17 protein-coding genes are annotated in these 20,970 nt (G+C 68.1%); 13 read left to right on the top strand and 4 right to left on the bottom strand.

The window, feature by feature from the left end; all coding sequences use genetic code 11:
- Positions 1-15 precede the first annotated feature (15 nt).
- From NX02_RS26200 to NX02_RS26185, 4 genes are read left to right on the top strand one after another with little or no spacing between them, the layout of a single operon-like run.
- A complete protein-coding gene (locus tag NX02_RS26200; protein ID WP_025295126.1) occupies positions 16-1,341 on the top strand; it encodes a dihydrolipoamide acetyltransferase family protein in 1,326 nt (441 codons plus the stop codon).
- Between the two features lie 52 nt (positions 1,342-1,393).
- Complete coding sequence (locus tag NX02_RS26195; protein ID WP_025295125.1) at positions 1,394-1,729, top strand: ArsR/SmtB family transcription factor; 336 nt, start codon at positions 1,394-1,396, stop codon at positions 1,727-1,729.
- Entirely contained in the window at positions 1,726-2,124 is a 399-nt protein-coding gene (locus NX02_RS26190) for a VOC family protein (RefSeq protein WP_025295124.1), read from the top strand. Before NX02_RS26195 ends, NX02_RS26190 begins: the two co-directional genes overlap by 4 nt.
- A complete protein-coding gene (locus NX02_RS26185; RefSeq protein WP_025295123.1) occupies positions 2,121-2,639 on the top strand; it encodes an SRPBCC family protein in 519 nt (172 codons plus the stop codon). The genes NX02_RS26190 and NX02_RS26185 overlap by 4 nt, the downstream gene beginning before the upstream one ends.
- Positions 2,640-2,664: 25 nt before the next feature.
- On the opposite strand, the gene NX02_RS26180 is transcribed toward NX02_RS26185, so the two are convergent.
- Positions 2,665-3,288 carry a TetR/AcrR family transcriptional regulator gene (locus NX02_RS26180; RefSeq protein WP_025295122.1) on the bottom strand — a complete coding sequence of 208 codons (624 nt, stop codon included), beginning with the start codon at positions 3,286-3,288 and terminating at the stop codon, positions 2,665-2,667.
- A 320-nt stretch (positions 3,289-3,608) separates the two neighbouring features.
- Here NX02_RS26180 and NX02_RS26175 point away from each other — a divergent pair, with 320 nt between their 5' ends.
- From NX02_RS26175 to NX02_RS26155, 5 genes are all read left to right on the top strand, one after another.
- Positions 3,609-3,980 (top strand): hypothetical protein, encoded by a 372-nt coding sequence (locus tag NX02_RS26175; RefSeq protein ID WP_025295121.1) that lies wholly within the window; start codon positions 3,609-3,611, stop codon positions 3,978-3,980.
- Positions 3,981-3,992: 12 nt separating this feature from the next.
- Entirely contained in the window at positions 3,993-5,288 is a 1,296-nt protein-coding gene (locus tag NX02_RS26170) for an efflux RND transporter periplasmic adaptor subunit (RefSeq protein ID WP_025295120.1), read from the top strand.
- A 130-nt stretch (positions 5,289-5,418) separates the two neighbouring features.
- The gene (locus NX02_RS26165; protein WP_025295119.1) at positions 5,419-8,583 is read left to right on the top strand and encodes an efflux RND transporter permease subunit; all 3,165 of its coding nucleotides are present in this window, start codon (positions 5,419-5,421) and stop codon (positions 8,581-8,583) included.
- 60 nt (positions 8,584-8,643) lie between these two features.
- Positions 8,644-10,083, top strand: a complete 1,440-nt coding sequence (locus tag NX02_RS26160; RefSeq protein ID WP_025295118.1) for an efflux transporter outer membrane subunit — start codon at positions 8,644-8,646, stop codon at positions 10,081-10,083.
- Positions 10,084-10,128: 45 nt separating this feature from the next.
- Positions 10,129-10,692 (top strand): DNA-3-methyladenine glycosylase I, encoded by a 564-nt coding sequence (locus tag NX02_RS26155; RefSeq protein ID WP_025295117.1) that lies wholly within the window; start codon positions 10,129-10,131, stop codon positions 10,690-10,692.
- Between the two features lie 147 nt (positions 10,693-10,839).
- Here the strand turns inward: NX02_RS26155 and NX02_RS26145 are convergent, their stop codons facing one another.
- Entirely contained in the window at positions 10,840-13,002 is a 2,163-nt protein-coding gene (locus NX02_RS26145; RefSeq protein WP_025295116.1) for a TonB-dependent receptor, read from the bottom strand.
- A 159-nt stretch (positions 13,003-13,161) separates the two neighbouring features.
- Between NX02_RS26145 and NX02_RS26140 the strand changes: the two genes are divergently transcribed.
- Entirely contained in the window at positions 13,162-14,292 is a 1,131-nt protein-coding gene (locus tag NX02_RS26140; protein ID WP_025295115.1) for a CaiB/BaiF CoA transferase family protein, read from the top strand.
- A gap of 16 nt (positions 14,293-14,308) precedes the next feature.
- Here the strand turns inward: NX02_RS26140 and NX02_RS26135 are convergent, their stop codons facing one another.
- Positions 14,309-14,584 (bottom strand): acylphosphatase, encoded by a 276-nt coding sequence (locus NX02_RS26135; protein ID WP_025295114.1) that lies wholly within the window; start codon positions 14,582-14,584, stop codon positions 14,309-14,311.
- A 156-nt stretch (positions 14,585-14,740) separates the two neighbouring features.
- On the opposite strand from NX02_RS26135, the gene NX02_RS26130 reads away from it, so the two are divergent.
- The 3 genes from NX02_RS26130 to NX02_RS31015 all read left to right on the top strand — a co-directional run bounded on the left by NX02_RS26130 (position 14,741) and on the right by NX02_RS31015 (position 18,437).
- Positions 14,741-15,610: a CPBP family intramembrane glutamic endopeptidase gene (locus NX02_RS26130; protein WP_025295113.1), complete on the top strand. Its 870-nt coding sequence runs from the start codon at positions 14,741-14,743 to the stop codon at positions 15,608-15,610.
- Positions 15,611-15,681: 71 nt separating this feature from the next.
- Positions 15,682-16,446 carry a PP2C family protein-serine/threonine phosphatase gene (locus tag NX02_RS26125; RefSeq protein ID WP_025295112.1) on the top strand — a complete coding sequence of 255 codons (765 nt, stop codon included), beginning with the start codon at positions 15,682-15,684 and terminating at the stop codon, positions 16,444-16,446.
- A complete protein-coding gene (locus NX02_RS31015) occupies positions 16,443-18,437 on the top strand; it encodes a serine/threonine-protein kinase (RefSeq protein ID WP_025295111.1) in 1,995 nt (664 codons plus the stop codon). The genes NX02_RS26125 and NX02_RS31015 overlap by 4 nt, the downstream gene beginning before the upstream one ends.
- 37 nt (positions 18,438-18,474) lie before the next feature.
- Here NX02_RS31015 and ligD read toward each other — a convergent pair whose 3' ends face one another.
- A complete protein-coding gene (gene ligD / locus NX02_RS26115; RefSeq protein ID WP_025295110.1) occupies positions 18,475-20,970 on the bottom strand; it encodes a DNA ligase D in 2,496 nt (831 codons plus the stop codon).

Here is a 20,970-nt window from a genome sequence, read left to right as displayed (position 1 = left end):
ACGGAGCAACGGGTAATGGCGCTGTTCACGTTCAAGCTGCCGGATATCGGCGAAGGCATTTCCGAGGCGGAGATCGTCGCGTGGCACGTCGCGGTGGGCGACCTGGTCACCGAAGACCAGCAGATCTGCGACATGATGACCGACAAGGCGACGGTCGAGATGGAATCGCCGGTGGCCGGCAAGGTCGTTCAGGTCGGCGGCGAGGTCGGCGATGTGATCGCGATCGGCTCCGCGCTGGTGGTGATCGAGGTGGAGGGTGAAGCCGGCGAGGTCGCCGAGCGGATCGCCGCCGAAACGCCTGACGCGGAGACGGTCGAGAAGGTCGAGGAAGCGGCGGCACCCTCTCCCCTTTGGGGAGAGGGCGGGGAGAGGGGAGCCGAGCGAGGCGAAGCGAGCGGTGCCGCCCCCGAAATCCGTCACACGGACACTGCCTCTCTCCCCGGCCCTCTTCCCGAAGGGGAGAGGGAGCAGCAGGAGCGGAAGAAGATCCTCGCCTCCCCCGCGGTGCGCGATCGCGCGCATAGGCTCGGCATCGACCTCGCCGACGTGAAGCCCGCGCAGGGCGATCGCGTGCGCCATGCCGATCTCGACGCCTATCTCACCTACAACGGCGCCGCGCAGGGCCTGCATCCCGCCGGCGCCGCGCGAGCGGACGAGACCGTCAAGGTCATCGGCCTGCGCCGCCGCATCGCCGAGAATATGGCGGCATCGAAGCGCGCCATACCCCACTTTACCTATGTCGAGGAGATCGACGTCACCGCGCTGGAAGACATGCGCGCGGACCTCAACGACAATCGCGGCAGCCGGCCGAAGCTGACCTTGCTGCCGCTGCTGATCGTCGCGATCTGCAGGGCAGTGCCGCGCTTCCCGATGATCAACGCGCGTTTTGACGACGAGGCGGGTGTCGTCACCCGCCACGGCGCGGTGCATCTCGGCATGGCGACGCAGACCGATGCCGGGCTGATGGTGCCGGTGATCCGCGACGCGCAGGCGAAGAATGTCTGGCAGCTCGCCAGCGACATCCTCCGCCTGGCCGACGCCGCGCGCAGCGGCAAGGCCAGGTCGGAAGAATTGTCGGGCTCGACGCTGACCGTCACTTCGCTCGGCCCGCTCGGCGGCATCGCGACGACCCCGGTGATCAACCGCCCGGAGGTCGCGATCATCGGCCCCAACCGCATCGTCGAGCGGCCGGTGATCCGGGACGGCGAGATCGTCGCGGCCAAGCTGATGAACCTGTCGATCAGCTGCGACCATCGCGTCGTCGACGGGTGGGATGCGGCGAGCTTCGTCCAGGCCGTCAAGACGCTGCTCGAAACGCCGGTGCTGCTGTTCGCAGACTGATCATTCAACCGAATGGTTGATCGAAAAGAGGGTCGCGTCTATCTTCAACCCTATGGTTGAACGACTCGACGCGACCTTCAAGGCGCTTGCCGACCCCACCCGCCGCGCGATGCTGGCGAACCTCGCGCTCGGCGAACGCTCGATCGGCCAACTCGCCCAGCCCTTCGCCATCAGCTTCGAAGGCGCCTCCAAGCATGTCCGCATGCTGGAGCGCGCCGGGCTGGTGACGCGCCGCGTCGAGGGCCGCGTCCACCGCCTCGCGCTCGCCCCGGCGCCGCTCGCCGAGGCGGAGGCATGGCTGCGCCAGTGGGAGCATTTCTGGAACAACCGGCTCGATCTGCTCGAAGCGCTCATCAAGGCCGAACACGCGACAGGAGACGAAGCATGAGGATCACATTGTCGTCGATCATCGTCGAGGATCAGGAAAAGGCGATCGCCTTCTATCGCGACGTGCTGGGTTTCGTCGTCAAGACCGACAGTCCCGCCGGCAGCGCGCGCTGGATCACGCTCGCCTCGCCCGAGGATGAGGATGGCGCGCAGATCACGCTCGAACCGGCGGGCTTCGACTTCGCCAGGGACTATCAGCGCGCGCTCAAGGCCAATGGCGTGCCGCTGACCGCCTTCGCAACCGCGGACATCCACGCCGACCACGCCCGGCTGACCGCCGCCGGCGTGACCTTCAAGGCGCCGCCGTCGCAGGGCGATGCGGCGATGCCCACCGTCGCCACCTTCGACGATGGCTGCGGCAACTGGATCATGCTGTACGAGGAGCCCAAAGGATGAGCGCTTTCGCCGAGAAACTGTCCGACGACACCGTCCGCATCGTCCGCGTCCTCGCGGCACCGGTCGAGCAGGTGTGGACCTGGCTGGTCGATCCCGGGAAGCGCGCGAAATGGTTTGCCGCCGGCGCGGTCGATCCGCGGCCGGGCGGGCGGATCATCTGCGTGTTCGATCACAACACGCTCTCGCCCGAACCCGGCGCGGTGCCCGAGCGCCACAAGGGTGCGATCGGCCATCGCGGCGAGATGACCATCATCGACATCGAGCCGCCGCACCTGCTCCGGCACGATTGGGGCGACGGATCGATCGTCACCTTCGAGCTCGCACCGCATGCCGGCGGCACCCGGCTCACCCTGACCCACAGTCGGCTGCCGAATCTCGACGCGATGCGCGACGTTTCGGGCGGCTGGACCAGCCATCTGGCGATCATGGAGGATGTCGTCGCGGGGCGTACCCCGCGCAATTTCTGGGTGACGCACGAAGAAAGCGAGGCGAAGGTGCGCACGCTGCTCGGCTGAACCGCCCGTGCCGCGGAGCGGCGGTTTACGCCGTACGGATCGGCGTATACGCCTCGATGAGCGCGTCGGCGGCACGGACCAGCGCCTGGCAGGGGCCCTGCGATCCGAAGATGTGGTGCGTGCTGTAGGCGCCCTCGATGAGCATCAATATGCCGTCGGCCAGCGCCTCCGGCTCGCGCACGCTCATCTGGCGGGTGATGCCGACCAGCCGGTCGCGGAACCCGATCTTGCAGTCTTCGAGCACCGCGCGCGCCGGGTGAGCCTCGGGGAACTCGACCGCGGTGTTGGACATGGGGCAGCCCCGAAAATCGGGCGCCATCATGTCGGCGGCGTAAAGCTGGATCACCGCGCGGAGCTGGCTGCGCGGATCGTCTCCGGCTGCCGCGATCACCGCATCGACCTTAAGGTCCTTGTCGTCGCGAAAGCTTTCGAGGCAGGCGGCGACGAGAGCATCCTTCGATTCGTAGCTTCGATAGAGGCTGGGCTTGGTCACCCCGGCCTGGCCGACGATCTCATCGACCCCGACGGCGCGGATCCCGCGTTTATAGAAAAGGTCTCGGGCGACATCGAAGATGCGCTCGCCCGCCGCCTTGCGCGGCGCTTCGCAGCATCCGTCCTTCGGCGCGCCCGCCTTGGTCCCCGTCTTCATTTCACAAATGGCATCCTAATTTCGAATCCGATGTAACAGATCGGTACTTACGTTGCAAATAGTTGACACTTGGTGAACCGCAAGGATGACGGCCGGTTCCGCACGCGAGCGACAAGCCGAGCTTTTCCCGGATCAATCCGTGGCTTAGCCGCGCAAATGCGCCGCAGCTTGCTACCGATGAAGCTTTTCTATCGGGGTTTCGTTCGCACCCGCAGCACGAAAAGGCTTGTCATGTTACCGATCGGTACATATTAAGGCGGACGTACCGGTCAGTCACATCTGATTCGGCTTAGAGACAGTTTCAAACAGGGAGTAGTCCGGTGGCATATGTTGCCTTCGACGACTGGTCGTACGCGTCTGCCGCCCGTGCGGTGGCGACCGCGCCGGTAGCCGCACCCGCGGCCGACGATCAGCCCGTCTTCGATGCGCTGGAAGAGCGCGTGATTGCGCTTGCCGCTTTCGACACACGCTGGAGCGTGCGCGAGCGCGGCTTCTTCGGACGGCTGGTCGAACGGTTGTTCGGCTTCGCACCAGCCAATCCGCTGGCCGATCCCCGGCTGGAGGCGCTGCGCCGCTTCGCGGTGATCGCGCGCACCAGCCGCGGCCGCCCGCCGGAGGATGAGGTCGCTTCCTTCCTCTCCGCCGGCTTCCCGGCACGCGCAGCGCGCGCGCTGTCCAATCCGTCGAGCTGAAAGATGTCGCTTATGTACAAGTCCTTCAATCCCGATGGCAGCGTCGCCGATACCGGCGGCGCCGACCAGCAGGGGCCGGGCGCGGCTGCGTCCACCCGCCGCTGGCGCGTTCCCCGTGCCGGCCAGGCGGCGATCGCCGCGGTCCTCGTCGCCGGCGCCACCTACGCCGGCATCCAGGGCTTCGGCAACGAGGCGCAGGCCGATGCGCCGGCGCCGCCCACCGTCACCGTCGGCCAGCCGCTGGTGCGCGCGGTGACCGAATGGGATGATTATACCGGCCGCTTCGAAGCCAGCCAGTCGGTCGAAATCCGCCCGCGCGTGACGGGCCAGCTCGTCGCGCTGCATTTCAAGGACGGTGATATCGTCCGCAAGGGCCAGTTGCTGTTCACCGTCGATCCGCGGCCGTTCCAGGCGGCGCTGGCCGAAGCGCAGGCGCGTGCCGCCACCGCGGCGAGCCAGCTTGCGCTCGCGCGCAGCGAATATGCCCGTGCCGGCCGCCTCATCGCCGACGAGGCGGTGAGCCAGGAAGAAGTCGACTCGCTGCGCGCCGCCGTCCGCCAGGGCGAGGCAGGCGTGGCGGCCGCGCAGGCGATGGTCCGCCAGCGCGCGCTCGACCTCGAATTCACCCGCGTCCGTTCACCGGTCACCGGCCGCGTGTCCGATCGTCGCGTCGATGTCGGCAACCTCGTCGGCGCCAATGACAGCCTGCTGACGACGGTGCTGGCGCTCGATCCGATCTACTTCACCTTCGATGGCTCGGAAGCCCTGTTCCTCAAGGGGAAGCGCGACCGGCAAAATGGCGCCGCCGCCGCCCAGCAGGTGGAAATCCGCCTGCAGGACGAGGCCGGCTATAGCTGGAAGGGCAAGGTCGACTTCACCGACAATGCGATCGACCCGCGTTCGGGCACGATGCGCGGCCGTGCGACGATCGCCAACCCCGATTATTTCCTCACCCCCGGCATGTTCGGCAACATGCGGCTGACCGGCGGCGGCGTGCGCGATGCGCTGCTGATCCCCGATGCCGCCGTGCGCACCGATCAGGCGCGCAAGGTGGTGTTCGTCGTCGACAAGTCGGGCACGGTCTCGGCGCGGCCGGTGGAAGCCGGCCCGCAGATCGGCGGGCTGCGCGTGATCCGTTCGGGCCTCAACCGCAACGACCGCGTCGTCATCCAGGGGCTGCAGTTCGCGGCCCCCGGCGGCAAGGTCACCCCGCGGCTGGTCAAGATCGATCCGCCGGCCGAGTTCAAGACGGCATCGAGCCCGGTCAGGGCGCCCGCCGCGTCGCAGGCCACGCTGGCCACGCACTGACCGACCGACCCCCGCCCGCCGAATAGGGCGGGCGGGGGCGGACCATTCATGATGACGCCGAAGCGGCGGCCCGATCCCTCCATCGGGCCGCCAGCGGCTTCGTGCGCCCGCCTTCAGGAAAGCGAAAGCGATGGGCATCAGTCACTTCTTCATCCGGCGCCCGATCTTCGCGGGCGTGATCGCGATCATCATCACGATCATCGGCGCGGCCGCCTATTTCGGCCTGCCGATCTCGCAATATCCCAACGTCGTGCCGCCCACGGTCACGGTGTCCGCCACCTATCCCGGCGCCAACGCCGAGACGGTGGCGGATACGGTGGCGGCGCCGCTCGAACAGCAGATCAACGGCGTCGACAACATGATCTACATGTCGTCGCAGTCGACCGGCGACGGCAGGCTGACCGTGACCGTAACGTTCAAGGTCGGGACCGACCTCGATACCTCGCAGGTGCTGGTCCAGAACCGCGTCGCGCTCGCCGAGCCGAACCTGCCGGAAGAGGTGCGGCGCCAGGGCGTCGTCGTCCGCAAGACATCGCCATCCTTCCTGATGGCGGTCAACCTGCAGTCGCCCGACAACTCGCTCGATCGCAGCTACGTCTCCAACTATGCGCTCACCCAGCTCAGGGACCGGCTGACCCGCGTCGACGGCGTCGGCGACGTGCAGGTGTTCGGCGCGCGTGACTTCGCGATGCGCGTGTGGATCGATCCCGGCCGCGCCGCCACCCTCGGCCTCACCGCGGGCGAGATCGTTTCGGCGCTGCGCGCGCAGAACGTGCAGGTCGCTGCCGGCACGATCGGCCAGCCGCCCTACGACACGGGTGCCGCGCACCAGTTCAACGTCGAGACGCAGGGCCGCTTCAAGACCGCCGAGGAATTCGCCAACATCATCGTCCGCACCGACGAGAGCGGTGCGATCACCCGCCTGCGGGACGTCGCACGCGTCGAACTGGGCGCCGAGGATTATGGCGTGAACGCCTATCTGTCGGGCCAGGACTCGCTGATCATGGCGGTCACCCAGCGCCCCGGCACCAACGCGCTCGCCACCTCGGAAGCGATCAAGGCTGAGCTTGCGGACGCGGCGAAGAGCTTCCCCGCCGGCCTCGAATACAAGATCGTCTGGAACCCGACCGAGTTCATCAGCGAATCGGTCACCGCCGTGCAGCACACATTGCTCGAAGCGGTGATCCTCGTCGCCATCGTCGTCATCATCTTCCTGCAGAGCTGGCGTGCGGCGGTGGTGCCGATCCTCGCCATCCCGGTTTCGCTGATCGGCACCTTCGCGGTGCTGGCAGGGCTCGGCTATTCGCTCAACACCCTCTCGCTGTTCGGCCTGGTGCTGGCGATCGGCATCGTCGTCGACGACGCGATCGTCGTCGTCGAGAATGTCGAACGCAACATCGAACATGGCCTCAGCCCAAGGGAGGCGGCGCATCAGTCGATGGACGAGGTGGCGGGGGCGCTCGTCGCGATCGTGCTCGTGATGTGCGCGGTGTTCGTGCCGACCACCTTCCTGACCGGCATCTCGGGCGAGTTCTATCGCCAGTTCGCGGTGACCATCGCGGTCGCCACGATCATCTCGCTGGTCCTGTCGCTCACCTTGTCTCCGGCGGTCGCCGCGCGGCTGCTGCAGCCCAAGTCGACCGTGGAACCGGCCCGCGGCCCGCGCCGCTGGGTCTGGCTGGCGGGCACCCGCTTCAACCAGGGCTTCGACAAGCTGAGCAACTGGTATGGCGGCTTCACCCACCGCGTCGCCAATGCGCCCAGGAAGATGCTGCTCACCTATGGCGGCCTGATCGCGGCGACGATCGCCCTGTTCTGGTCCACCCCCGTCGGCTTCGTGCCCTCGCAGGACCAGGGCTATGCGCTGGCCGCGATCCAGCTGCCCCCGGGCAGTTCGCTGGAGCAGACCGACCGCGTGCTCAAGAAGGCGGTGAAGAAGCTGCTGCAGGTGCCGGGCACCGAAGCGGCGGTGATGTTCGCCGGATTCGACGGCGCCTCCAACACCCAGGCGCCCAACGCGGCGGCGGCCTTCATCACCTTCAAGCCGTTCGAGGAGCGCACCGGCACCGACCGCACCGAGCTCAACATCGAGAACGACATGCGCAAGGCGCTGGCCGACATGGACGATGCGATGGTGTTCGTCGTCGCCCCGCCCGTCATCCAGGGCATCGGCAATGGCGGCGGCTGGCGCATGATCGTGCAGGACCGCAACGCGGCAGGCCCGCAGGCGCTCGAGCAGGCGGCGGGCGGCGTGATCGGCGCGGCGCATCAGGACAAGGGCCTCGCCAACGTCTTCACGCTCTACAACACCGCAACGCCCAGCATCTACGCGGACATCGACCGCGCCAAGGCCGACATGCTCGGCGTGCCGCCGGCGCGCGTGTTCGAGGCGCTGCAGACCTATCTGGGCTCGACCTACGTCAACGACTTCAACCTGCTGGGCCGCACCTTCCGGGTGACCGCGCAGGCCGACGCGCCGTTCCGTGACGACCCGTCGGACATCGCCCAGCTCAAGACGCGCTCCAACGGCGGCGGCATGGTGCCGATCGGCGCGGTCGCGACCTTCGAGGACAAGACGGGTCCGTATCGCGTGACGCGCTACAACCTGTTCCCCGCGGTCGAGATCGATGGTGAGCCGGCGCCCGGCTATTCCACCGGCCAGGCGATGGGCACGATGGAGGTGATCGCCAAGCAGCTGCCGCAGGGCTTCCAGGCCGAATGGACCGGGATCGCCTATGAGCAGAAGTCGGCGGGCAATGTCGCGGCGATCGTCTTCGGGCTGGCCGTGGTGTTCGTCTTCCTCGTGCTCGCAGCGCAGTTCGAAAGCCTGATCCTGCCGCTGGCGATCATCCTGATCGTGCCGATGACCTTGCTGGCGGCGATGGCGGGCGTGAACCTGCGGGGTCTGGACAACAACATCCTGACCCAGATCGGCCTGATCGTGCTGATCGCGCTCGCCGCCAAGAACGCGATCCTGATCGTGGAGTTCGCCAAACAGGCCGAGGAGCGCGGCGCGACGCCGCTCGCCGCGGCGGTGGAAGCGGCCCGCGCCCGGTTGCGGCCGATCCTGATGACCAGCTTCGCCTTCATCCTGGGCGTGCTGCCGCTGGTCACCGCCTCGGGCCCCGGCTGGGAGCTGCGCCAGGCGCTCGGCACCGCGGTGTTCTTCGGGATGATCGGGGTGACGCTGTTCGGCCTGGTCTTCACCCCGGTGTTCTACGTCGCGCTGCGCAGCCTCCGCTGGAAGCGCGGCCAGGCCCCGGAACCGCAGGGCCATCTGCAGCCCGCCGAATGACAGCATTGAACCTCCCTCCCGCCCACGCGGGAGGGGGGACCTTGAAGGGAGTTTTCGATCATGACCCGCACTTTGCGCCTGCTGGCAGTTTCAAGCCTGCTGACGCTGGCCGCCTGCGCGGTCGGCCCGAACCATGTCGCCCCGACGCCGAAGCCGGCCGAAGCGGGCGCCTTCGTCAAGAGCGCCAGCCCCGCTTTCACCCAGGAAGAGGTGAGCGGCGAGTGGTGGCGGCTCTACAAGGATCCGGTGCTCGACGGCCTCGTCTCCGACGCGCTGGCCCACAACACCGATCTGCGCCAGGCGGTCGCCAATCTCGATCGGGCCCGCGCGGTGCTGCGCGAGACCCGCAACGGCCGCTTGCCGCAGACCAGTATCGGTGCCAGCGGCCAATATGGCCGCGTGCCCGAAATCCAGTCGGTGCAGGGGTTCGACCGCACCAATTCGCAATTCGATGTCGGGCTGAACATCTCCTATGAGGTCGACCTGTTCGGCCGCGTCAGCCGCTCGATCGAGGCGGCGCGCGGCGATGCCGCGGCTGCCGAAGGCACGCGCGATGCGGTTCGCGTCGCCGTCGCCGCGGAAACCGCGCGTGCCTATGCCGATGCCAGCGCCGCGTCGCAGCGGCTGACCGTCGCCGAGCGTACCGTGTCGCTGATCGACCAGACGCTCACCATCACCACCAAGCGTTTCGAAGCGGGTCGCGGTACCCGGCTCGACGTTGCCCGGGTCGCCGCCCTACGCGACCAGCAACGTGCCGTGTTGCCGCCGCTTCGAGCCGAGCGTGACGGGGCCTTGTTCCGCCTCGCCACGCTCACCGGCCGCGCACCCGCCGATCTGCCCCCCTCGGCGGGTGCGCGCCAAACCGTGCTGAAACTGGACCAGCCGATCCCGATCGGCGACGGCCGCGCGCTGCTCGCGCGCCGGCCGGACGTCCGCGCCGCCGAACGCCGCCTCGCCGCCTCGACCGCCCGCATCGGCATCGCCACCGCGGATCTCTATCCGCGGATCAATTTCGGCGGGTCGGTCGGCGCGACCGGGACGTCGCTGGGAGACCTGTTCACCGGCGGTCCGTTCCGCTGGCTGCTCGGGCCGTTGCTCAACTGGTCCTTCCCCAACCAGGAGGCCAACCGCGCGCGGATCGAGCAGGCGGAGGCCGGAACGGCCGCGGCGCTCGCCGCGTTCGACGGCACGGTGCTGACCGCGCTGCGCGAGACCGAGACGGCGCTGTCGGTCTACGCCAATGAGCTCGACCGCCGCGTCGCACTCAACGACGCGCGCACCGCAGCGGACACCGCCGCCCGCCTCGCCCGCGCGCAGCTTCGCGAGGGCAAGACCGACTCGCTCGCGGTGCTCGACGCCGAACGCTCGCTGGCGCAGACCGAGGGCGATCTCGCCCTGTCCGATGCGCGCGTGGCGACGGCGCAGGTCGACCTGTTCCGCGCGCTCGGCGGCGGCTGGCAGGCCGACGCGGCCGGCGGCGCGCCCGCGGCATCGCGCTGACGCATTGATCGGCTATGGATGGTCGGCCAGAATTCAGGAGATTGCATGACGGCCGACCATCTCCAGCGTTGTTCCTGGGTAAGCGAGGAGCCGCTCTACCGGGCCTATCACGACACCGAATGGGGCGTGCCCCAGCGCGATTCGCGCATGTTGTGGGAGATGCTGATGCTGGAGGGATTCCAGGCGGGGCTCGCCTGGATCATCATCCTCCGCAAGCGCGAAGCCTTCCGCAAGGCCTTCGCCGGCTTCGACCCGCGCAAGGTCGCCGCGTTCGGCCCGGACGATATCGATCGGCTGATGGCCGACCCCGGCATCGTTCGCGCACGCGCCAAGATCGAGGCGACGATCCGCGGTGCGCAGATCTATTGCGAAATGGAAGACGCCGGCGAACGCTTCGCAGACTACTGCTGGTCGTTCACCGACGGGGAGCCGATCGTCAGTGACGGCAAGAGCTGGGTCGCGACCTCACCGCTCTCCGAACGGATCTCGAAGGACATGAAGCGCCGCGGCTTCAAGTTCGTCGGGCCGACGATCGTCTATGCATGGATGCAGGCCGTCGGCATCGTCAACGACCACAGCCTCACCTGCTTCCGCCGCGAACAGGCGTGACGCCCTTCTGCCCCTCCTCTTCAGAGGAGGGGTCGGGGTGGAGGCGAGCGCAGCGAGCTTCCGGCAACGCCGGAAGAAAGCGTCAACGGGGGCGTCGAGCCCCCGAGCACATATACAAGCCCCGGCCCCGCGGAGGACGGGCGTTGATCAGAACGCGACGCGGGCGGTCACGCGGATGTCGCGTCCGGCGAGCGGGGCGAAATCCTTGAGGAAGCTGGCGTGGCGGCGGGCGACGACGTCGAAGATGTTGTTCGCCGACAGGCTGATGCTCGTCGCGCTGTCATAGCCGAACGGCTTCACCGACACCGCGGCGTTGACCATCGTATAGCCATCGGTCTCGGTCTCGAACGCCGAGAGCTTCTTCTGATCGAAGACATGCTCGACCTCGACCCGGCCGGTCGCCGAACCCGCCTGCAGTTCGAGGCCGCCGAGCATGCGCAGCGGCGGGATGCGCGGTGCATCGCCCACATGCGTGACCTTGGCGCGGACATAGTCGGCGAGACCGTCCACGTTCAGCGTATAGTTGCCGAGCGTGAAGACCCGCGCCGATCCCTCGACCTCGAAACCATAATAGCGGGCATCGGCCTGGCGGATGTTGAAGCAGGGGAATTCCAGCTCGCCGCCGGAGACCGCCTCGCACACCGACGGATCGACCTGCGTTTCATAGATATAGTCGTCGAACCAGTTGTGGAACACCGAGGCGGAGAAGCTGTAGCCCTCCCCCTTGCCGCGCAGCGTGCCCTCGATACCCCAGCTTTTTTCCTTGGTGAGGGTGGGATCGCCGAGCTCGAACGCCTGCGTGCCGGCATGATTGCCGCGCGAGAACAGCTCCTCCGCCGAAGGCGCGCGCTCGCTGCGGGACAGGTTCAAGCCGATCCGCCACGCCGGGGCCAGCTCATAGCTGGCGCCGAGCGAGCCGGAGAACGCATCGAAACTGCGCGCATAGGCCGGGTTGCCGAGATCGCCGTCTGCGATCGCAGAGAGCCTCGAATATTCGTAGCGCGCGCCCGCTTCGGCACGCAGCGCACCGAAATCGAAGGATTGCAGCGTGAACACGCCATATTGCTGGGTTTCGTTCTTCGGCAGGAATTTCTCCTCGCCGACCACGTTGAAGTCGCGGATCAGCAACTGGCCGCCGAACGCGCCTTCCCAGCCGCCGCGCTTGGCCTGCACCAGTTCCAGGCGCGCCTCGATGCCCTCGGCATAGAAGGTGGTTCCGACTTCGCCGGTGTCTTCCAGTTCGCTGTGCTGATAATCGGCATAGCCCGCGCGCAGCCGCACCTTGTCGAGGAAGCCGCCGCCGGTGTTGACCTCGGCGCGCAGATCGGCACGGGTCTGCTTCATGTCGAGCTGGACCTGCTCGGCCTCCCCGCCGGGGGTGAGCGCATAGCGCACCGGCACGCCATAAAGGCTGTCGAGATGGTTGACCGAGATGCCGAGATTGCCGCCGTCGGTGATGATCGCGGCGCCGCCGGCGACCTCCCAGGTGCGGCCGGCGCTGTTGGGCAGCTTGCCCTTCAGGTCGGCGAGCGCGGCGATCTCGGCGTCGCCGCTCGCCAGCGCTTCGGCGCGGCGTTCGCGGGAGAGGATGTAACCGCCGGTCTCAAGATCGTCGGTCTTCGAATAGCTGCCGTCGACATGGACGACGAACTTGCTGCCGATCGGCGCGACCACCGCGCTCGAGATCGAGCGCTCGTTCGCGGCCGAGCCATAGCCGGCGACCGCCTCGACATGGATCGGCTCGTCGGGAACGCTGCGCGGGATGCGGCTGTCGACGACGTTGACGACGCCGCCGATCGCCGAGGAGCCGTAAAGCAGCGCCGAAGGACCGCGCAGCACCTCGATGCGGTCAGCGGTCAGCGGGTTGATCGCGACGGCATGGTCGACCGAGGTGTTGGAGACGTCGAAGCTGCCGATGCCGTCCGTCAGGATGCGGACGCGATCCCCCTGGAAGCCGCGCAGGATCGGCCGCGAGGCATTCGGGCCGAAAGAGGTGGCGGAAACGCCCGCAACGTGGGTCAGCGTGTCGCCGATGCTCGGGCGCAGCGCCAGGGTGAGCGCCTCGCCGCTCAGCACCGAGGTGCCCGAAAGCACATCCTCGCGCCGGCGCTGGAACGGCGCGGTGACGATCAGGTCGTTGGACGGGGCGGCGTGGAAGTCGCCGCCGCGCGCGGGCCGGGCATCGCTGCCGGCAGTACCCGACTGCGGCTGTTCGTCGGCTGTGGAGGGAACGGGGATCTCTGCCTGCTGGGCGAAGGCGGGCTGGACGAAGAAAAAGGCCGAACCGGCGAGCAGAAGCGAACGAATCATTACAGGTGCGACCCTTTGGCTGTGATCGGCCGTGCCTATGGGAGATGTTACATTGTATCAATATGTGTCTGATACTTTGTCTCCTGACTGTGGCCGCGCTGCAACATGGATCGGCGCAGGCACCTGCGATAGTCCTCACCACCTGAACGAGGAGAAGCTATGGAGACGGAGAAGCCGCTCGCCGGTGTGAAGGTGCTGGAACTGGCGCGGATCCTCGCCGGGCCGTGGGCGGGGCAATTGCTGGCGGACCTGGGGGCGGAGGTGGTCAAGATCGAGCGTCCCGGCGCGGGCGACGATACGCGCCACTGGGGCCCGCCCTTCGTGACCGGCAGCGATGGCGCCGATCTCGGCGCCGCCTATTTCCACGCCTGCAACCGCGGGAAGAGATCGGTGGCGATCGACATGGCGACGCCCGAGGGGCAGGCCGCGATCCGTCGGCTCGCCGCTGAAAGCGACGTGCTGATCGAGAATTTCAAGGTCGGCGGGCTCGCGCGCTACGGGCTCGACCAGCCGTCGCTCACGGCGCTCAACCCGCGGCTCGTCTATTGCTCGATCACCGGCTTCGGCCAGACCGGCCCTTATGCCCCGCGCGCGGGCTATGACTTCATCATCCAGGGCATGGGCGGCGCGATGTCGCTGACCGGCGAGCCGGACGGCGCACCGCAGAAAGCGGGGATCGCCTATGCCGACATCTTCACCGGGGTCTATGCGACGGTCGCGATCCTCGCGGCGCTGCGGCGGCGCGAGCGCACCGGCACGGGCGGCCATATCGACATGGCGCTGCTCGATACGCAGGTGGGCGTGCTCGCCAACCAGGCGCTCAACTGGATGGCGTCGGGCACGGTGCCGCACCGCATGGGCAACGGCCACGCCAACCTCGTTCCCTATCAGAGCTTCGCGACGCGCGACGGCGACGTCATCATCGCGGTCGGCAATGATCGCCAGTTCGAGCGGCTCTGCGCGATTCTCGGCTGCGAGGGGCTCGCGCGCGACGAACGCTTCGCCACCAACCCCGGCCGCGTCGTCAACCGCGCCGCACTGCTGCCGATCCTGAGCGGACTGATCGCCGGGCGCGGCATGGCGGAGCTTTCGGAGGCGCTGGAGGCGGCCGGGATCCCGGCGGGGCCGATCAATCGGATCGACCAGGTGTTCGCCGATCCCCAGGTGGTGGCGCGGGGGATGATGCTGGATGCCGACGCGGACGGACGCCCGGGTCTCGCCTGCCCGATCATGATCGACGGCGAACGCATGGTGGCGGAGCACCGGAGCCCTCGGCTGGGCAGCGGCTGACGCCGATCGCAGCGTATCAGAGCGTCGCGCGCCGCTCGAACCCTTCGACCGCCTCGGGCGGGGTCGGTTCCACGACCACGCTCTCCACGCGCGCCGCGGCCGAGCCCTCCCGGGCGGCGGCGACGATCGCCGCCACCGCCTCCTCCGAGCCGCGGACATAGGCCTCGACGCTGCCGTCGCCCCGGTTGCGCACCCAGCCGGTAAGGCCGAGGCCGGACGCTTCGCGCACGAACCAGTCCCGGTAGGAGACGTTCTGAACGCGGCCGGTGATGCTCAGGCGACGATCGATCACGCCAGCGCCAACGCGGCAATCCCGTTTGCGATCCCGAAACTGTGACGCAGATCATCGCGCGCCGGGCAGGGATGGCGGATAAGCCGGGCATCGGGAGAGGAAAAAGCGGTGTCGCGGGGGGGCTCGGCGGCATCGCGTGGTCAGGGGAATTTCGGGGTGCGACCATCACTGGCGCTCGCGTCGGCGCTGCTGTCCGGCCTGGCCGTGCTGCTGCTTGGGCCGCGCTGCGCCTCGGCGGTATCCGCGCTGTTGCCCGCTGCGCTGGCCGGCGACCATCGCGTCGTCGAGACGCTGTTCATGCTGCTCGTCTATGGCGCATTGGCCGCCTGTGCGCTGGTCGGCGCCCGGCTGTTCGGCCGCAGTGCCTGGCAGGTTGGCGACAAGCCGCTGTGCTGCATCGCGCTCGGGCTGTTCGCCGGCGTCACCGGGCTGATCGCCGCTGTCGCGGTGAGTGCCGCGGCGGGCACGCTGGTGCCGGGCGGTTCACCGGGAATCTCGTTGGTGCCGTTGCTGTGGGGCCTGTCGCTGGTTGCGGTGCAGGCCGGCAGCGAGGAACTTTTCTTCCGCGGCTGGGTGCAGCCGGTGCTCGCGGAGCGGTTCGGAACCGCGCTGGCGGTGCTCGTCACCGCCCTGCTCTTCGCCGGGCTCCACCTTGCCGGCGGCGTGCGCAGCCCGCTGTCGCTGCTCAACCTGCTGCTGGGTGGCGTGATGTTCGGGCTCGCCGCCGCGCATGGCCGGGGCATCGCGGGCGCATTCGGCCTGCATTTCGGCTGGAATGCCACGGAGCAATTGCTGTTCGGGTTGCAGCCCAACCCCGGCACCGGCGGCTTCGGCGCGCTGCTCGACCTCGATCTGGCCGGGCCGGGGTGGCTGGGCGGGTCGGCCGAGGGGCTCAACGCGTCGCTGGCGATGAGCTTGGCGCTGATCGCGCTGATCGTGCCGCAGGCGATCGCCGCGCGGCGCATGCTGGCCGGCGGATCGGACGACGCACCGGCTTTATGGCGCCGCCGCACTGTGCTTAGATGAGCGCGCTGCACGGCTCATGCAAAGCAGTGGACCGTCAGCGGGGAGGACGTCGATGAGCAGATGGCGCGCGGATGAGTGATGCGTTCGAACTCGTCGCGTCGGCCACGACGCACCCCGGGCGCGTCCGCCGCAACAATGAGGATGCGTATTGCGCGCGCCCCGATATCGGCCTGTGGGCGGTCGCAGACGGCATGGGCGGGCATGAAGGCGGCGAATTCGCCTCTTCGGCGATCGTCGAGGCGCTGGACGGCATCGGGGTCGCCGCGCCGTTCGAGGCGGCATGCCGCGCGGTTGCGGAGGGGATCCAGGCGGCCAACGCCCGGATTCATGACGGCGCCGCCGAAGGCAAGGCGCAGATGGGCTCCACTGTCGTGGCGCTGCTCGCACGCGACGGCCACTTCGCCGTGCTCTGGGCGGGTGACAGCCGCGCCTATCTGCTGCGCGACGGCGTCTTGCGCCGGCTGACGCGCGATCACACGCAGGTCCAAGCGCTGATCGAGCGCGGCATATTGAGCGAGGCCGACGCGGCCGGCCATCCGATGTCGCACGTTCTGGCACGCGCCGTGGGCATCGAGCCGCATGTCGAGATCGACGTGATCGTCGATATGATGCGCCCCGATGACGTGTTCCTCCTATGCAGTGACGGGTTGCACGGTACGATGGAAGAAAATGAGATACATGACTTCCTGACCGCATCCGCCGATCGGACGGTGGTGGACGAGATGGTTGCCCGGACGCTCGAACTGGGTGCGCCGGACAATGTGACGGTGGTGACGGTTGTCGCCCGCGCGCGGGTGTCGCCGGCAATGGCCAATCCGATTGAAACGGTGGAATGATGATCGACGAAAACGACAAGCAGCCGCCAACACCGAACGAGGATGAGGACGAGCCCAAGACGGTTGCGATGCATCCCCGCCCCGGCGGCGCGACCAGCCCCGTAGCGGCGCCACCGCCAGCCGGCCGGGGCGACGATGACGGGGAAGCCGAGCCGCCGACCGTGATGGCGTCCTCGCTGCGCAAGGCCGCGCCGCCCGAAGCGGCGGCGCCGCCCCCGCCGTCGCCACCACCACCACCACCACCTCCTCCTGCGGCGCCCGTGCCACCGGTGGATTTCCAGAGCGATTTCCAGGTGCGCTCGGACGGCCGCTCGATCCAGGTCGGCGACGTGCTGAACCACATGTTCGAGGTGAAGCGCTTCATCGCGCGCGGCGGCATGGGGGAGGTGTTCGAGGGCATCAACGTCAACAGCGAGGAACGCGTCGCCATCAAGGTGATGCTGCCCTCGCTCGCGGCCGACGAGAATGTGCAGGCGATGTTCCGGAAGGAAGCGCGCACGCTCACCCGGCTGCAGCATGAATCGCTGGTGCAGTACCGCACGATCGCGCAGGAGCCGCAGCTCGGCGTGCTCTACATCGTCACCGAATATATCGACGGCACCAACCTGTCCGATGTGCTCGCGACGCAGAACCCGACGCCGCAGGATCTGGCGACATTGCTCCGCCGCCTCGCCTCCGGCCTTGCCACCGCGCATTCGCTGGGTGCGATCCACCGCGATCTCTCGCCGGACAATGTGCTGCTCAAGGATGGCCGGATCGACCAGCCGAAGGTGATCGACTTCGGCATCGCCAAGGATGTCGCGAACAACACCGCGACGATCATCGGCTCGGGCTTTGCGGGCAAGCTCAACTATGTCGCGCCCGAGCAACTCGGCGATTTCGGGCGGGACATCGGGCCGTGGACCGACGTCTACAGCCTGGGCCTCGTCATCCTCGCCACCGCGATGGGCCGCAACGTCGCGCTCGGCGGGTCGCTGGTCGATGCGGTCGATAAGCGGCGCGCCGGCATCGACGTCTCGGCGGCACCCGCGCCGCTGCGCCCGGTGCTGTCGCAGATGCTGAAGGCCAACCCCGCCGAGCGGCTGCGCTCGATGGAAGCGGTGATCGACGCGCTGGACAACGGCCCGGCATCATCGCTGGGCGGGCGCGCGGGCGGGTCGCGCGGCGGCGGTGGCAGCTCGACGGGTCTCATCATCGGCATCGTCGCGGCGCTGCTGCTCGCGCTGGTCGCGGTCGGCGTGTGGTGGTTGACGCAGCGCGACACGGAGATCGGCGCTGTCGATCCGGGCGATCCCGTGGCGCTCGCGCGCGGGCGGATCGATTCGGCGATGCCCAACATCAACTGCGCCTGGCTCGACGTGGTCGATCTCAGCCAGTCCGGCGACCAGCTCAAGGTGCGCCTCACCGGCGTCGCCGGCAATGTCGACGATGCCCGCGGCGAGATCGTGCGGACGCTCGGCGGCGGTGCCGACGTCAATGTCGGCGAGGTCGCGACGATCACCCAGGCCGGCTGCTCGGTGCTCAACGGCTACAAGCTGTTCCGCTCGACCGGCCCGCACAAGCTGACGGTGCCGCAGCGCGAATTCCCGATGACGCGGCAGGGCCCCGGCAAGGCCTATGAAGGCAAGATGGCGGCGAATTCGATCGTGACGATGGACATCGGCGATCCCGCGCTGGATTTCACGCTGGTCGGCATCGAACCCTCGGGCGTGATCTCCGAAATCTTTCCCAACCGCGCCGCCTTCGCCGGGATTCCGCACACCGGCTATCCGATCAGGGCATTGGGCAATGATCGCTATGATGTCAGCATCGACCTCGACCATGCCGGCTGGTCCGGCCTGATCCTCGTCACCGGCAGGGGGCCGTTCGACAAGGAACTGACCGAGCCCGCGCTTGGCGCGCGCGGCACCGAATGGCAGACCCGGCTCGCCAGCGCCGCGGCGGACCAGAACTGGCGGTCGGAGATGATCTGGTTCAAGTCCGTCCAGTAAGGCGTACGCTGGCGGTCATTGGATGGAACCTTACCCCTTACACCTCCGGCAGTCGCTGCGCGGCCTCTCCCCATCCCTGCAGCGCGGCCGATGATGCCCGTCGCAGCAGTTTCTTCGCATCCTTCACGCTGAAGGTCGCCGGACTCTCGATCTTGCGCAGTTCGTTCCAGCTCACCGGTGCCGCCACCGGTGCGCCGGGGCGGGCGCGGGCTGCGTAGGGAAGGATCGCGGTCGCACCGCGCTGATTGCGCAGCCAGTCGATGAAGATGCGGCCCTTGCGCTTCGCCTTGGACATGGTGCCGATGAAGCGTTCCGGCTCCGCCTGCGAGAGCGACAGCGCGAAGCGCTGCGCGAAATCCTTGACCGCGGGCCATTCGGCATCGGCCGTCAGCGGCACCACGACGTGCACGCCCTTGCCGCCCGAGAGCATCGGGAAGCTCGCCAGCCCCATATCCTCGAGATAGTCGTGGATGTCGCGCGCGGCCTTTTTGACCTCGCCGAAGCCGACCGCCTCGTCCGGGTCGAGGTCGAACACCATCCTGTCGGGCTTCTCGATCGCAGGTACCGACGATCCCCAGCCGTGGAACTCGATCGTTCCCATCTGCACGCAGGCGATCAGCCCCTCGACGCTCTCGGCGTAAAGATAGGGCTCGGTGCCGCCATCCTTCTCGCGGATGTCGACATGCTTCACCGCATCGCCGAAGCTGCCGGCATCATGCTTCTGGAAGAAGCATTTGCGCGCCCGACCCTGTGGACAACGCACGAGGCTGAGCGGGCGGTGGAGCGCCCAGGGCGCCATGGCCGGGCCGATTTCCTCATAATAAGCGGCGAGATCCCCCTTGGTGACTTTGGCTTCGGGAAAGATCAGCCGGTCCGGATTGCTGATCCGGACAGCCGGCGCCTCAGGTGCGGCGGTGGCGGTTTCGACGGTCACGTCCTTGCCCTCCTTGTCGTCGCGCAGCCCCAGGAAGCTCGCGTGGCGCACCACCCCCTCCGCGGTGAATTCGGCGAAGGCGATTTCGGCGACCAGCTTCGGCGTCACCCAGCGACCGCCGCGCGCGACCGCGCGGGGAATCTCGGCCGCCGGCGACATGCGCTCGATCCGCCCGAGCCGCGTCATCAGCATGTCCATCGTGCGCGCGTCGAAGCCGGTGCCGACCTTGCCGGCATAGCGCAACACGCCATCCGCATGCGTGGCGAGGAACAAGGATTTCAACGCGCGACCGCGGGCACTGCTCGGCTGCCAGCCGAGGATCAGGAATTCCTGCCGGCGCGTGCACTTGACCTTGAGCCAGGACTTGGTGCGATCGCCGCGATAGGGGGCATCGGCCTTCTTGGAGACGATGCCCTCCTGCCCCGCCGCGCACATCGCCTCGAACAGCTTCTCGCCGGCGCCGAGCACATGCTCGGCATAGACCAGCGGCGCTTCGACGCCCTTGAGCAGGGCGGCGAGCTTTTCCTTGCGGGCGATGTTGGGCAGACCCGTCAGATCCTTGCCGTCGAGCGCCAGCAGGTCGAAAGCGAACATCAGGAAGCCTTGCTCGCCCTCGGACAGCGCCGCCTGCAGCGCGGAGAAATCGGGCTTGCCCTTCGCATCCAGCCGGACGATTTCCCCGTCGATCAGCGCCGCCGGCGTCTCCAGCGCCAGCGCGGCCTCGGCGAGGTCGGAGAATTTGTCCGTCCAGTCGAGGCCGCTGCGCGTGAAGACCCGCGCCTTGCCGCCGCCGATCGCGAGCAGGCAGCGATAGCCATCATATTTCATCTCGTGCAGCCAGCCATTCCCCGATGGGACATGGTCGACGAGCGTCGCGAGCTGCACGGCGCGAAAGCCGGGCAACCGCCCCTTTCGGCGGGTAGGCGCGGCCCTGGCCTTCGGCGCGGGCGTCGCCGCATCCGCCGTCTGCATCGCCTTGTCGAACGCCCTGCCGCGCTTGCCCTTCAGCGAGGTCTCGGGCGCGCCGGCTTCGATCTCCGCCATCGTCCGGCCCGTCTTCACGCTGGTCAGCGCGCGGCCGACCAGCGCGTCGGACGCGTCGGCAAAAGCATCGTCGATCTTGCGCAGCAGCCAGTTCTCGCGCTTCTCGCCCGGACGCGGCTTCAGCCGGATCAGCAGCCATTCACCCTTCATTCGTTCGCCATCGAGGGTGAAGTGGAGATGGCCTTCCTCGATGGTCTTCAGCGGATCCTTGCCCGGCACCGGCGTCCATGTGCCGCGGTCCCACAGCATCACCGTACCACCGCCATATTCACCCTTGGGGATCGTGCCCTCGAAGCTGCCATAGCTGAGCGGATGATCCTCGGTCCGCACCGCGAGGCGCTTGTCCTCGGGATTGGGGCTGGGGCCGCGCGTCACCGCCCAGCTCTTGAGCACGCCATCCAGTTCCAGCCGGAAGTCGTAGTGCAGCCGGGTCGCATCATGCTTCTGGACGATGAAACCGTTGCCCTTCGCGCGACCGCGCTTGCCGGCGGGCTCGGCCGTTTTCGCGAAGTCGCGCTTGGCGTTGTAGGTGCCAAGGGGATCGGCCGCCGCCAT

It is taken from the genome of Sphingomonas sanxanigenens DSM 19645 = NX02 (assembly GCF_000512205.2).
GTDB lineage: Bacteria > Pseudomonadota > Alphaproteobacteria > Sphingomonadales > Sphingomonadaceae > Sphingomonas_D > Sphingomonas_D sanxanigenens.
This window is presented reverse-complemented; position numbering and strand designations above follow the sequence as displayed.

Bases quoted from the DNA above. Each gene is read 5' to 3' on its own strand.
- NX02_RS26200 (WP_025295126.1), top strand. From the start codon at position 16: ATGGCGCTGTTCACGTTCAAGCTGCCGGATATCGGCGAAGGCATTTCC.
- NX02_RS26195 (WP_025295125.1), top strand. From the start codon at position 1,394: ATGGTTGAACGACTCGACGCGACCTTCAAGGCGCTTGCCGACCCCACC.
- NX02_RS26190 (WP_025295124.1), top strand. From the start codon at position 1,726: ATGAGGATCACATTGTCGTCGATCATCGTCGAGGATCAGGAAAAGGCG.
- NX02_RS26185 (WP_025295123.1), top strand. From the start codon at position 2,121: ATGAGCGCTTTCGCCGAGAAACTGTCCGACGACACCGTCCGCATCGTC.
- NX02_RS26180 (WP_025295122.1), bottom strand. From the start codon at position 3,288: ATGAAGACGGGGACCAAGGCGGGCGCGCCGAAGGACGGATGCTGCGAA.
- NX02_RS26170 (WP_025295120.1), top strand. From the start codon at position 3,993: ATGTACAAGTCCTTCAATCCCGATGGCAGCGTCGCCGATACCGGCGGC.
- NX02_RS26165 (WP_025295119.1), top strand. From the start codon at position 5,419: ATGGGCATCAGTCACTTCTTCATCCGGCGCCCGATCTTCGCGGGCGTG.
- NX02_RS26160 (WP_025295118.1), top strand. From the start codon at position 8,644: ATGACCCGCACTTTGCGCCTGCTGGCAGTTTCAAGCCTGCTGACGCTG.
- NX02_RS26155 (WP_025295117.1), top strand. From the start codon at position 10,129: ATGACGGCCGACCATCTCCAGCGTTGTTCCTGGGTAAGCGAGGAGCCG.
- NX02_RS26145 (WP_025295116.1), bottom strand. From the start codon at position 13,002: ATGATTCGTTCGCTTCTGCTCGCCGGTTCGGCCTTTTTCTTCGTCCAG.
- NX02_RS26140 (WP_025295115.1), top strand. From the start codon at position 13,162: ATGGAGACGGAGAAGCCGCTCGCCGGTGTGAAGGTGCTGGAACTGGCG.
- NX02_RS26125 (WP_025295112.1), top strand. From the start codon at position 15,682: ATGAGTGATGCGTTCGAACTCGTCGCGTCGGCCACGACGCACCCCGGG.
- NX02_RS31015 (WP_025295111.1), top strand. From the start codon at position 16,443: ATGATGATCGACGAAAACGACAAGCAGCCGCCAACACCGAACGAGGAT.
- ligD (WP_025295110.1), bottom strand. From the start codon at position 20,970: ATGGCGGCGGCCGATCCCCTTGGCACCTACAACGCCAAGCGCGACTTC.